Annotated in this window: 5 protein-coding genes; all 5 read right to left on the reverse strand. The window is 56.6% G+C overall.

Annotated features, from left to right (window positions below; translation table 11 throughout):
• Positions 1 to 56: 56 nt before the first annotated feature.
• The 5 genes from BI292_RS01590 to BI292_RS01610 all read right to left on the reverse strand — a co-directional run bounded on the left by BI292_RS01590 (position 57) and on the right by BI292_RS01610 (position 14,273).
• Positions 57 to 1,544, reverse strand: a complete 1,488-nt coding sequence (locus BI292_RS01590; RefSeq protein WP_101206754.1) for a SulP family inorganic anion transporter — start codon at positions 1,542 to 1,544, stop codon at positions 57 to 59.
• Between the two features lie 162 nt (positions 1,545 to 1,706).
• A complete protein-coding gene (locus BI292_RS01595) occupies positions 1,707 to 2,837 on the reverse strand; it encodes a mechanosensitive ion channel family protein (protein WP_101206755.1) in 1,131 nt (376 codons plus the stop codon).
• Between the two features lie 101 nt (positions 2,838 to 2,938).
• Positions 2,939 to 4,609 carry a BCCT family transporter gene (locus tag BI292_RS01600; protein WP_101206756.1) on the reverse strand — a complete coding sequence of 557 codons (1,671 nt, stop codon included), beginning with the start codon at positions 4,607 to 4,609 and terminating at the stop codon, positions 2,939 to 2,941.
• Between the two features lie 195 nt (positions 4,610 to 4,804).
• The gene (locus BI292_RS01605; RefSeq protein ID WP_101206757.1) at positions 4,805 to 13,450 is read right to left on the reverse strand and encodes a GH36-type glycosyl hydrolase domain-containing protein; all 8,646 of its coding nucleotides are present in this window, start codon (positions 13,448 to 13,450) and stop codon (positions 4,805 to 4,807) included.
• Between the two features lie 175 nt (positions 13,451 to 13,625).
• Positions 13,626 to 14,273 carry a BON domain-containing protein gene (locus BI292_RS01610; protein WP_101206813.1) on the reverse strand — a complete coding sequence of 216 codons (648 nt, stop codon included), beginning with the start codon at positions 14,271 to 14,273 and terminating at the stop codon, positions 13,626 to 13,628.
• Positions 14,274 to 14,453: the final 180 nt, after the last annotated feature.

Here is a 14,453-nt window from a genome sequence, read left to right on the forward strand (position 1 = left end):
ACCCTGCGCCCGTCAAGTTGCGCAAGCGGAGAAGGGGCAGGGGCAGCGCATGTCGATTAATGGCCTATCAGTGTGTCAATGCCCCCAGGCTTGTCGTGAACGCCGAATCGATCCACGAGCGTGGCTGTCGCCCGGTTCATGCCAATCACATCGACCTGAATGCCTTCACGACGAAGCTTGAGCACCACTTTGTCCAAGGCCGTGACGGCGGTGATATCCCAGAAATGCGCTTCGCGCAGATCGATGGTGAGCGTTTCGAGCGGTTCATTGAGGTCGAACGCGTTGGCAAAGCGATCTGACGAGCCGAAGAAAACTTGCCCGATCACATAGTACGTACGGTGGCTATGTTCGGGATCTCGGCTGGAAGTGATGTCCAGGTAGTGGGCAATCTTGTTGGCGAAGAACATGGCGGCCAGCAAGGTGCCAGCGATCACACCAAACGCCAGGTTGTGGGTGACAACGACCACCACCACGGTCACGACCATTACAACGTTCGTGGACAGCGGGTATTGTTTGAGGTTGCGAATGGAGCCCCAACTGAAGGTGCTGATCGATACCATGATCATCACCGCAACCAGTGCGGCCATCGGTATGCGCGCCAGCCAGTCCCCGAGGAAGATCATCATGATCAGCAACAACACGCCCGCGCTCAGCGTCGACAGGCGAGTTCGTCCGCCCGACTTCACGTTGATCATCGACTGGCCAATCATTGCGCAACCGGCCATACCGCCGATGAGTCCGCTGACGATATTGGCAACGCCCTGACCTTTGCATTCGCGGCTCTTATCGCTGGACGTGTCGGTCAGATCATCGACGATCGTTGCGGTCATCATCGATTCCAGCAAACCCACCACCGCCAATGCCGCGGAGTAGGGCAGCACGATGAGCAAGGTGTTCAGATTCAATGGCACGTCAGGCCACATGAAGATCGGCAGGCTATCCGGCAGCGACCCCATATCGCCGACAGTGTGGATATTGAGTCCCATGGACACGGAAATCGCGGTAAGCACCAGGATGCACACCAAAGGCGAGGGCAGCACCTTACCCACGACCGGTAATAGTGGGAACAGGTAAATGATCGCCAAACCTGCGGCCGTCATTGCATAGACAGGCCAGGTGACGCCGGTGAGTTCCGGCAGTTGCGCCATGAAGATAAGGATCGCCAGTGCATTGACGAATCCGGTCACGACCGAACGCGAAACGAAGCGCATCAGCTCGCCTAGTCGCAGGTAACCGGCGATGACCTGCAATACGCCGCAGAGGAGCGTGGCAACCAGCAAATATTGCAGACCATGATCCTTGACCAGGTTCACCATCAGCAATGCCATGGCGCCGGTGGCCGCAGAGATCATCGCCGGGCGACCGCCGACAAATGCGATGACGGTACAGATACAGAAAGAGGCGTAGAGGCCAACCTTGGGGTCGACTCCGGCAATGATAGAGAAGGCGATAGCCTCGGGAATGAGGGCTAGCGCAACGACGAGACCAGCCAGTACATCCGCCCGGATGTTTGATAGCCAAGCGGCTTTGATATTTTCAAGCATTTATTTACCCATATCAGGCACGTCATGACGCGCTGCTCAGAGCGCTGAGCCATGCAGGCGTTGTCTGTATCCAGTTGGTTGTGGGTTCGCTACGGCTAAAATTGCGCGCAGCAGAGTTGGACCGCAGCAGAGAGGCGGGCCGGTTTTTGCTCGATCACTGCATCAACGGTGCTGTTCAGCGACCATGTTGGCCATTTTGGCCGTCTTGGGAGCCTTGGCATCCGGTAATGAAGCGACATAAACAGTGCGCGAAGGGAATGCGAAACTGACGCCGAGTTCGGCAAAAGCTCCCATCATCTCGATGTTTATTGCTTGCTGAACATCCATGTAAACGTTGTAGCTGGGATCAAGCACGATATACACCGTTTCGAACTCCAGGGCGCTATCGCCGAAACTGCGGAAATGCGAGCGATCGAACCGCGCCAGCTTTTTCCCTTTGATGATTTTCTCAATCCGCTGCGGTACTTCCTTGACCTGTTGGGCAGAGCAGTCGTAGGTCAAACCGACCTCAAACACAATGCGACGCTCCTGAAGGCGTTTATAGTTTTGGATGGTGCTGCCGATCATTTGCGCATTCGCCATCACGATCTGCTCGCCACCCAGGCTGCGTATCCGTGTGGTTTTCAGACCGACATGTTCGACCGTACCGGACAGCGAACCGACGACAATAAAATCGCCCACTTCAAAAGGCTTGTCGACCGCGATGGAGAGGGAGGCGAATACGTCTCCAAGAATATTCTGCACCGCTAACGCAATAGCAATACCGCCTACGCCAAGGCTTGCGACGAAGGCGGTGATGTTCACCCCGACATTTGACAGCATTGCCATGACCACGACGACCCACAGAAATACTTTCGCACCCCATAGGCTAAGCGTCGCCAAGGCACTGGCCTGGAATGTCTCGGCTGAGCCGTGGCGTCGAAAATAGCGCGCTAGCGCCAATGCAATCGCACGGTTCGCCCAAAGGCCCGCTTGCAAAGCGACAACCACAAACCACAGGCTGCTGACACGCCCCAGCCAGCGTTCAGGCAAATCAAGAAAGCCGATGCCGATAAGGACCGAGGCTAAAAACAGAAGGGTGTTGCTGGTAACCGAGAGCACTTCGAGCGCGATATGACTGAGGTCAGCGTCGGGTAGCAAGGATCTCTTGCGGATTTTCTTGAGGGCAAATCGAATGGCCGTTCTGGCCAGGACGAAGCTTAGGATTGTTGCGAGGAGCGCCAGCAGCCAGTGCCCTAAAGCGATCCCCAGCAAACTGTAATTTACAAAGAGGTCAATAATGTTTTGAAGCATGCAGGTCTCCAGTAAAGCCCTGCGAGACATGTAACCGCATAACGAAATCACAGTCTCGCAGGTAAATCGAACTCACCTATCCATTTGAAAGCGATGACGCATCAGGATCGGGGTTCAGACAGCAGTCCTTTGACCAGAGAGACACATCCCACCATCAGCACAATAGCGAAAGGCAGACCGGTGGAGACCGCCATTGCCTGCAGCGCCACCAATCCACCGCCGAGCAGCAGGGCGATAGCAATCACACCTTCGATGACAGCCCAGAAAACGCGCTGCGGAACAGGCGCGTCGACCTTGCCACCAGCGGTAATGGTGTCGATCACCAGCGAGCCGGAGTCCGAGGAAGTGATGAAAAAGACGATGACAAGAATAATGCCCAGGAATGAGGTGATTTCCTTGAGCGGCAAATGCCCCAGCATGGCGAACAGCTTCAGTTCCAGGACGGCATCTTTAACGCCCACAAAGCCTTGAACGGTCGCTTGATCAATCGCCGTTCCGCCGAACGTCGTCATCCACAGTACCGAAACCACAGTAGGCACCAGCAGAACGGAGACCAGGAACTCTCGTACGGTACGACCGCGACTCACCCGGGCAATAAACATCCCGACAAAAGGCGACCAACTGATCCACCACGCCCAGTAGAACGCCGTCCAGCCCTCGGTGAACTCAGTGTCGGTTCGTCCAAAAGGATTGGAAAGGGCGGGCAGATACTCGGCATAACTCACCAGGTTTTTGAAAAAACCCGTGAAGATGGCCAGGGTAGGGCCCACGACAATGATGAACCCGAGCAGAAGCAAAGCCAGGCCCATGTTGATCTGAGACAGCACCTTGACGCCCTTGTCCAGGCCGGCAAGCACCGACCATAACGCGACCATCGTGATGCCGATGATCAGCAGTACTTTGCTGAGATTCGTCGACTTGATGCCAAAGAGATATTCGATCCCCGCTGCGGCCTGTTCCGCGCCGATGCCCAGGGACGTTGCCAACCCGAACAATGTCGCAAATACCGCGAGGATGTCGATGATATGCCCCGGCCAGCCCCAGACCCGTTCACCCAGCAATGGATAAAAGATCGAACGAATCGACAGTGGCAAGCCTTTGTTATACGAGAACAGCGCGAGCGACAGAGCAACAATCGCGTAGATCGCCCAAGGGTGCAGGCCCCAGTGGAAGATCGTCGTGGCCATTGCCAACTCGGCTGAGCCTTTCATATCGCCTGCCGCGCCATTCAGAGGCGCCCAGTCAGTACGAACCCCACTGGCATCGAGCGTGACGCCCCCCATGGAGGCCGCGTAGTGCGACATGGGTTCGGCAACGCCGTAGAACATCAAACCGATGCCCATGCCGGCAGCGAAAAGCATTGAAAACCAGCCAAGATAAGTGTGATCAGGCTTGGCATCTCGGCCGCCCAATCGAACCTTTCCCAGTGGCGAAACGATCAACGCCAGGCACAGCACAACAAAGATGTTTGCGACGCTCATGAAGAACCAGGCCAAATGGCTGGTCAACCAGTTACGGATCGAACTGAAGAGTGGCTCTACTTCGTTTTGCAGTGCCAGCGTCAAGATGACGAAGAGCACGATCGTGGCTGCCGAGATGATGAAAACTTTGCCGTGAATATCGAGCGAGAACGAAAATTCACCTTTGATATTGTCTTGACCGATGACGTAGTCAGTATCGATCAGATTGGCTGCTCCGCTTGGAGCCGGGATGCCATCCTCACTGGCAGATTGAGAATTAGCTGGTAGATCATCCATAGGGTTTTTCCCCATGAGAGCCTCCTTGGTAGTGGCACGCTTCTGCGTACGATGGTCTGTAGCCCCGCTGTTCCTATGGTAAAACGAGAAATTTGCCGCTCTATCCTAACAAGTAATGAAACAAATCCCGAAAATCCATCGAAATCTCCAATCAATATCGACGTAGAAATGAATAGATTTATCCAGACACCTATACGTCGACAGATATATCTACTCATCGTTCGCTTTGGAATATTCGCGCGCCTGCCGGTCGGGCGAGCGAACGCGGCACTCAATGTGAACTCGATGTTCGATGCCATCGTCGATCAACAAGAGCGCATCTCTTTCAATGCGCTGGTCGTCGAGCGTCATTGAGGTGGTCTCTGTCGTACCCTGATTGACTTCGAAGTGGTACTGGGTTGCACCGAAGCGGTAAGTCAACGTAAATCCGGGCCAATCCTGCGGGATCAACGGCTCAATCTTGAGCGTGTTGCCGCTACGTTGCAGGCCTAGCAGTGACTCCATCCCCAAGCGGTACATCCAGCCTGCCGAGCCGGTATACCAAGTCCAGCCGCCACGTCCGGCGTGGGGTTCTTTAGCGTAAACATCGGCGGCCATCACGTAGGGCTCGACTTTGTAGGTCTCGATCCTTGCGTTGTTGAGCCGGTCGGCGGGGTTGATCAGGTTCAGCAACTCCCAGGCTTTGTCGGTATCGCCCAATTGAGCAAACGCCATGGCCGCCCAGATTGCAGCGTGGGTGTATTGTCCGCCGTTCTCTCGCACACCTGGCACATAGCCCTTGATATAACCGGGGTCTTGTTCGCCTTTGTCAAACGGCGGGTCGAGCAGTAACACGGCGCGAATTTCGGGCTTTACCAGGTGCTGATCCAACGCACGCATGGCCAAGCGCTGACGGTTTGCCGAACCCACACCAGACAGGACTGACCAACTCTGGGCAATGGAGTCGATGCGGCATTCATCGTTGATCGACGAACCCAGTGGCTGGCCGTCATCAAACCATGCACGGCGATACCAGGCGCCGTCCCAAGCGGCTTTTTCCAGATCGGCGCTCAGCAGACTGGCATGTTCGTTACAACGTCGTGCGAAGTCATCATCCCCATACTGTTGAGCGACAACGGCGAAGCGCTTGAGTACATCGCACGAAAAGAACCCCAGCCAGACACTTTCACCTTGGCCCAGATAACCGACGCGGTTCATGCCGTCATTCCAGTCGCCGCTACCGATCAACGGTAGCCCGTGCTTGCCACGGCGCAGGCTGTGTTCGATGGCGCGAACACAGTGGCGATAAAGCGGTTCGCGCAAATCCGATACGCCCGGCAAGTCGTAGTAGGACTCTTCGCCAGCGTTCAATGCACGGCCCTCCAGAAATCCGGCCGGCTCGTCCAGCACCGTCAAGTCACCGGTTATTTCCACATAGCGACTGGTCGTCGCCACCAACCACAAAAAGTCGTCTGAGCAGGCGGTCCGGACGCCGCGATTCAAGGGGGGATGCCACCAGTGCTGAACGTCGCCCTCCTGATATTGATGGTTTGCGCACAGCAATAAATGTGCGCGTACCGTTGCAGGGTCTGCATGAACCATGGCCATGCTGTCTTGCAGTTGATCCCGGAACCCAATAGCGCCACCCGATTGGTAATAACCACTTCGGGCGAGGAAGCGGCAGGCGATGACCTGGTACATCAGCCAACCATTGAGCATTACATCCAGGCCTGGCAGCGGCGTCTTCACTTGAATAACCGAAAGCAGCGAACGCCAGTGGTCTCGAACTTTTTGCAATTGCGTGGCTGCAACCTGGTCGCCTCGGTACCTTTGTACCGTTTGAGTCGCCGCTTGAGCGCTTTTCTCTGCACCCAGTCGCAGGATCACTTCGGTGCTTTCTCCTGGCGCGAGTGCCACGGCCACCTGGATCGCCGCGCAGGGATCAAGACCCCCACCGGTGCGCCCGGACAGTCCTGCATGCTGCATTGCAGCAGGGGATTGCAAAGTGCCGCTGCGGCCGATGAACTCGCTTCGATCGCCGGTAATGCCATGGTCGATGGTATCGGTGTCAAAGAACGCCACACACTCACCGAATTCGACTGAATAAGCATTTTGGGCAAACAATGCACCACTGACCGGATCGGACCGGGTCACTACATGCATCGCCGACTTGCTACGCAAATCGCCCAACACCCATTCAACATAACCCGTCACCGTGAGTGTTCGGCTGCGAGCAGATGTGTTGCGCACCACCAGCCGCGAGAACTTGACCGGGGCATCCAATGCCACATACACCCACAACTCTGTCTTGATGCCGTCTCCTTCATGCTCGAAAACGCTGTAGCCAAAACCGTGGCGCGTTTGATAGTGACCGGTCCCCGGGCAAGGCTTGGGCGTGGCCGACCAGAAATGGCCGGTCTCTTCATCGCGCAGATAAATGACTTCGCCGCTGCGATCGGTAACGGGGTCGTTGTGCCAGGGTGTGAGGCGGTATTCATGGGCGTTTTGCGCCCAACTGTAAGCACTGCCGGACTCCGAGACTACCGTGCCCAACTGTGGGTTCGCGATAACGTTGACCCAGGGTGCCGGCGTGGGGCCGCTTGCTGTCGAATTGATCACATACTCGTAGCCATCCTCGCTGTAACCGCCGTAGACGTTGCCCAGTAACAGCGGACGAGGGATGGGCGCAAGCGGCTTTGCCGCTGCCATCGGAGTGTATTGACGGGTCGCCACGAATGGAGCGTATGCCGGTGCGATGCGTCGGCGGTTGACTTGTTCGGCAATAGAGCCCCATCCCTCGCTCAGCACCAAACGTGCGACAGAGAGGAACAACGTGCGGTCCTCACTCGACATTTGTTGGGCACTACGCACGAAAATCCCACCGGGACGGTCCATCAGCGTGGCTTCGCTGCCGGAGCTGACAAGCCCCATGATCGCGTCCTGCAGTTGCTGGCGGTAACCGCTCTGGTCATCATTCCAGATCAACAGGTCCACCACTAAACCTTTCTGGCGCCAGTACGCATGGGCCTGAATCATCTTCTGGACCAGCTCGAAGTTATCCAGGCTTTTTACCCGCAAGAGCACGATAGGCAGATCGCCGGAAATCGACTGACCCCAAAGCCCCTGCTGGTTGCGTCGATTACTCATCAATATGGCGCTGTCTGAGCGCAATGCGGGGTTGGCGTAAAGCAACGAAGAGGCCATCTGTTCAAACAGCCGGGCGTCTGCGGGTGAAGCGTTAAGCTGTCGCAACAGCACTTGGCTGTGAGTCCATGACAGATCGAAGACCCTGTCTGCCAAGTGGCGATCGCGGTATTTATTGATCAGGGAAATGCAATCGTCTCGGCTATCCGCCACGCCCGTCACAAGATCGATGGTGGCCTGCTGTCCCGCTTGCAGTGTGATACGGCAGCGGATCGCCACGATCGGATCAAGCACCGCGCCGTGACTTCCCGATAATTGTGCACACCCGGGCGCCATCGAGGCAGGCGCACTCAAGTTGAGCCCTCGACCGATGAAGCGGGCGCGGTCCGTTTCGTAGGAGATCGTGTCGATATGAACCCCGTGTGCCGCCAGCAAGTGACACATCCACGGTGTATGTTCAACACTGGATCGAGGACGGCGACTGCAGATGATGGCTTGCAGCGGTAACAGCAACTCGGTCTGCACGAACAACTTGCTGAACGCTGGATGCATTGCATCGGTGTCAGCCGGGGCCAGCACCACTTCTGCGTAGGTGGTGATCTCGAATTTTCTGGCAGAGGCCCCGCGATTAGTGATGTGCAACCGGCGTAGTTCAATGTCGTCTTCTGGCGAAACGACGATTTCCATGTGTGAGTCGTAATCCATTTCCAGCGCCCGAAATTCTGCCCGGGCATCGCTGAAAATGGCCTCCTGAACCTCTGTGCGGCGCAGAGTGGGTTGAAACGCAGCGGACCAGAATTCGCCGCTCGCGATATCCCGCAAATAACAGAAAGTACCCCAATTATCTTGAGTGATGTCCTCGTGCCAGCGACTTACAGCCATATCATTTCGGCTACTGTAGCCGCCGCCTGCACTGCTGAGCATTACGTGATAGTTGCCGTTGGAGAGCAATTGAACGGCGGTACGCTTCCGCCCTGGTTGGGCAAATAACCTCAGCTTGGTGTCGTGGCTCTGGCCGTTGTCACCAACGGCTGGTGTTTGGGGGGTTTGCAGATAAGGCTCTGCTGCTTTGGGCACGCGCTCCTGCAGCAACAGCAGGGCAGATCGCAACGCAGGGTCTGACTCGAAACGACGTTGCATCGGCTGGTTGAGCAGCACGCTGGTCAAGGCGAGCAGGCTCATGCCTTGATGGTGAGCCATGAACGACTGCACCAAGGCGAAACGCTGGCCACGCGGTAATCGTGCTTCGGTGTAATCGACGGCTTCGTAAAGTCCGTAACGCCCCATCGCGCCCTGTTGAGCGAGGCGTTGCAGGTTTTTGCAGGCGGCCTCGGCATTTACCATCAGCGCCAGGGCACTGGCGTAGGGTGCTATCACGACGTCATCGCTCAAGCCGCGCTTAAGGCCGAGCGCCTGCACGCCAAACGCTCGGTATTGGTAATTGAACTGGGTATCGAGCATGTAGTAGCCCGACTCCGATACCCCCCAAGGTATGCCAAGGCTTTTGCCTTGTTCGATTTGTATGGTCACGGCGGCACGGCAGGTCTGATCGAGCAGGCTGCCGTCATAGTTGGGCATGACCAGCAGCGGCATCAGGTATTCGAACATCGACCCGGACCAGGACATCAAGGTTGGTACGCCGGCATAAACCCCCAACAATCGGCCCAAGGTAAACCAGGCCCGCTGGGGTATTTGGCCCTGTGCAATCACAACAAAATTGGTCAGGCGCACCTCGGAGGCCAGCAGGTCGTAGTAGCCGGTGTCCAGGCGACGTTCTTCAGTGTTGTAGCCGATGGAAAACAAATCGCGTTTGCGGTCGTAGAGCAACGCGAAATCCATCTGCGAAAGGCCGCCAGTCAGTTTGATCAGCCGATCCAGGAGGCTGATGGACTCGCGGGCGTGGGTACGTACCGCCTCAAGACGAACATGGTGTTCGGTGGACCAGTCGTCACTGTTGAGTTGGGTTAGTTGCTTCAGCGTTTGGCAGAGAGGTTCGTGGTTGAGGAGAGGGGCAGGCAGTTCATAGCGAGCAAGCGCCGCGATCCAGTCGTCGCATTGAGCAGTGAACGCATGCTGCCAGTAGATGCAATCGTCCTCGGCGTTTGCCAGCGGTGCCGCAACGATGGCCCGAGCAGTATGCAGGTGATCCAGCAATGCATGGGTTTCGAGGGTTTGCGCTGCTCGCTCAAGGATCGGCTGTAACTGATTACACAGGTCTTTCGTATTCTGCGTTTCACCCAGTGTGTTTAACGTATCACGCAGGCCGTTAACGACGGAAAGGCCGAAGAGGGGTTGATCCGGCATTTGCACCAGACCCGCTCGCAAAGTGAGTAGCAGGCCTGCCAGGTTGCCGCTGTCAACAGTGGAGATGTATTGCGGCCTGAGTGGCAGGCGAGTCTGTGTGTCATACCAGTTATAAAAGTGCTGATGGTGACGCTCCAGTGTGTTCATGCTGTCCAGTGAGGCGGCCAGGCGTAGCAACAGGCGTTCGGTGCTCAAATAACCAAAGTCGTGGGCGGCCAGATGGGCGAGCAGAGCCATGCCCATATTAGTGGGGGAGGTGCGATGGGCAATCGTCGGTTTAGGTTCTTCTTGGATATTGTCCGGCGGTAACCAGTTGTCCTGCGGGCCTACGAATTCATCGAAAAACGCCCATGTTCGACGGGCCAGCACCCCCAAAAAATGCAACGCCTCGGGCGAGGGGGCGAACGCCGCGTGCTCCGGCTTGGCACTAAGACGCCAGGCGATCCATGGACCTGCCAGCCAAGCCAGTAGCAGCGGAGCGGCAATGGCCAGCCTGACCGGATCAGTCAACAACCCTCCCAGCGCGCTCAGCGCAAGCAGTGGTCCAAACCACATCTCGCGGTAGAGTCCGGATACCCGATTCGACGAACTGCGCTCGACCTCGCGGGACGGCTGCCATTGCAACAGCAAGCGCCGGCTGAAAAACATACGCCACAGCGACCGCGTAATGGCACCAGCGCTGTAGTACATCTCGAACGGTAGCCAGGCGATGGTGGCGCAGACTTGCGCGAGGTCTTGTGCCAGCCCATTAAGAAGGGCTTTGAGGTACTCCCGATAAGGCACGTTCAGTGGTGGTTGCAGGACATCGGTAAAGGTTCTGAGCAACGGTTGGATAACCAGCAAACCGACCACCGCCAGTGTCCAGGCCAAGGGTTCACTGCTGGCAAACCAGCCCCAGACCAGCATTGACAGCAAGGCCATTGGCTCAAGACTTCGACGCAGATTGTCGAGGATCTTCCAGCGCGCCATGACGCCCAAGCGGTTGCGCGTCCATTCACCTCGTGTATTGCGTGCCCAAGGGAGCAGCCATGGGACTAACTGCCAGTCACCGCGGATCCAACGATGCCTGCGTTTAATGTCGGCGCTGTAACGGGAGGGGTATTGCTCATACAACTGCACATCGCTGAGCAAACCCGAGCGTGCGTAGCAGCCCTCGATCAAGTCGTGGCTGAGTATCTGGTTATCTGGCAGACAGCCTTCCAGCGCACAGCTAAAGGCATCCACATCATAGATGCCCTTGCCAATGAAGGACCCTTGCTGGAACAGATCCTGATAGATGTCCGACACCGCACGGGTATAGGGGTCGACACCACCATCACAACCAAACAACCGGGAGTAGAGGGTGCGTGGTGTGCTGGCAAGGCTGATGCCTACGCGCGGCTGCAACAACGCGTAACCGGATACGATTTTTTCCTTGCAAGTGTCGAACAAGGGCCGGCTGAGCGGGTGCATCATGGCTGCCACACATTGGCGAGCAACATCCTGCGGCAGCAATGTGTCGGTATCGAGGGTCAGCACGTAACGCACCGATAGAAGGGGGCGTATGTCACCGACAATCGTCGTGAAACGCGTTTTGCCGGTGCCGCGCAGCAACGCATTTAGGTCGTTGAGTTTTCCTCGTTTGCGTTCATGCCCCATCCACACCTGTTGCCCGGGGTTCCAGCAGCGCGATCGATGAAACAGGAAAAACCGGTCGACCACGCCTTCAGCGTATTTACGATTGAGTTGGTTGATAGCCTGGGAGGCGAGTGTCAGCAATTCTGCGTCCTGAACCTCGACCTCTTCTGGCGCATCAAGAAAATCAGTGAGCAAGGCGAAAAACAGATTATCGTCGCGATTGGCCAGGTACCTGACCTCCAGGCCTTCCACCAGCTCCTCGATATCGGCACTAGTCGCGATGAGTGAAGGAATGGCCACCAGCGTGCGAGCTTCCTCAGGAATACCGCCGGCGTAGTCCATCTTCGGCAATATGGTGGGCAACAAGCTGAAGGTCACTAGCCAATTGATCAGACTGATTGCCAGGCGACTGGTCATGATCAGGCAGGGCACCGCCAGCGCCAGCAAGGCCACGTCGGGCAGACCGTCACGACTCGCAGAGGCGAGCAATGGCAAGGCAAAAATCAGTGTGAGAACGCCTACCGGTGTCAGGTAAAACATCAATGGTGAAAATTGCAGAAGGCGCTTCCAGCGCTCATGCAGAGGCACGTTGGCAACAAGCCTTTGTTCAAGAACACCAATGCCAGCGCCGATCAGGTAATAGCCGATATGGCTGTGCAGCGAGCTGTCCAGTGCCGCTGCGTGCTGCTGTCCCGACAGATCAACGACGATCTGAGCCACCTGAATCTCTGGCCGATGACTGCGCCTGGCGAGCCGTTCGATCATGTGTCGATAACTGTCGCGGGTGGCGAAATCCATGAAAGGGTAAACGGCGGCGGGGTCTTTCTTCAGAGTCTGTTCGACATGACTCATCGATTCGACGAATTCGCGCCAATTGGTGGCCGTCAACAGGCGCAGGCTTGCGATGCTATTGCTGATAGACACTTGGTCGGCAGACTGTTGCTGCGCGTCGAGGTGTACCTGACGCTCTGTGCTGGAGCCCGTTTCACCCAGTATTTGCTCGATCCAGTTGAGGGGCAGGGCGAGGGCCACACTCTGGCCCTGCAAGCGGCGGGCAAACTCAGCTACGAACGCAGCACTCAACCGTGGCACCGAATGGGCCATGTCGGCGACGGTCAGCACGACATTTTTTACATCACGCCCGGAAACCTCGATCAGGCGCTCGGCCCAGTCATCCGCCCTGTTTCGGTCGTCCGAGTTTGCCATTACCCGTGACGCCACCCGGCGCAGGTTTTCGATCAACGCAAGGCGCACCATGATCGGGATCGCCCATAGCTCCCCCAGTGCCAGTGGTGTTACGGTCTGATAGGCAACGATGAAGCGTCTGAGGCTCCGTTCGTCGAATCGGCCGTCACCATGGGAGATCGTTTCCAGCGCAATGTCATAGACCCGTGGAAGGCCTGCGGAAGGGCCGTTGGTCAAGCGTGGCAATTCCCGGCTGTAGCCTTTGGGCAGATGCTTTCTGGCGGTACGAATGTGATCTTCAACGAGGAAGTAGTTGTCCAGTAACCACTCGGCGGCCGGGGTGACGCGACGGCTGGAAGACTGCGCCTGCGTCAGCGCGGTGCAGCTTCGGTTGAGCACAACCTCATTGTCGTCCAGTCTGCCCAGTAGAGCATCGTGGGAGGACAAGGCACTGACCTGATGCTGGTCGGCCAGGGCCATACCGTGACTGGCCATTTGGTCTGCGTTGAACAGTTCGGCGCGTAGAATCGGCTCATCGGCAAACTTGATTCTGGCGAACCTGCCGGTTCGACAAAAGGCAGCCAATCGAGGTAACAACAGTCTGATGCGTGTCCATATGCTTGTCATATTCCCCCTGATCTGACACGCGTGCTCGCACACCCGATAACGATGAGTTGAGCGCGGCGCAGGCGCCTGCGTGTGCCATGTGAGCGTCACTATTCGAGAAACTAGAAGTGTGCTGACTTGACGCCATTGCAGTCTGTTCGGTGGCGAACATACCGATGGGCTTGCGTCTGCCGGGTCAGCTGATGAGTAGGTGGTTTTCTACAAGTTTTACGCCTGGAACCGCCCAGGCTGTGTGTTCGACTGCTTTACGTTCAAGCCATCGGTGAACTGTGCCTTCGAGCGTTACTTGATTGCCCTGCACAGTGACGCGGATCTTGCTGGGATCCAGCTCGGCACTTCGTGCCAGGGCTTCTTCTATAAGCGTCTTGATATCTTGAATGCTGTCTTTAGGCTTTATTGTTATACGGTTGTCGATCCCCACGATCCCTTGCAATTGCTGTATGAGGGCTTTTACGGCGGCTTTCTGGTATTGCCATTCCACATGCCCCTCAATCGTTACCCATCCGTGCTGAACCTTGATCTGAATGGGCTCCTTGGAAACCGCCGTGTCCCAGTGAATCAGATCCAGACAACGGGAGGCGATCACACCATCATCAATAGCGTGGGCGCCGGATACCTGCACCTCGAGCTCTTCGGCCACGGCAACGACGCCTTTAACGCTCTGAACTGCGTGTTCGGCGGCGATTTTTTCAGCGTAAGTCCTCACATGCCCGGTAAGTACAACAACGCCGTTTTCGATGGTGACACCAATAGCGGCAGCATCGATGTGCGGTAAAAACTCCAGCTCGTCCAGAATACTTCTACGTAACGTCAGGTCATTCATCATCAATCCTCTTGGCGGGCAGATTCTCCACGGCCAATTACTGCGCACCGGGTTCTTCCTTGGCGATTCATGGCGTGTGCAGTCCGGTGATGAACCGCTGAGAGCTTTGCGAGTTTGCGGGGGGAGGGCGCTTGCTCGATGCCAAAATGGTCTCAAGTTAAAGCGCCGTCTGTGCGTCAG

Source organism: Pseudomonas sp. 43NM1 (assembly GCF_002836905.1).
Lineage (GTDB): Bacteria > Pseudomonadota > Gammaproteobacteria > Pseudomonadales > Pseudomonadaceae > Aquipseudomonas > Aquipseudomonas prosekii.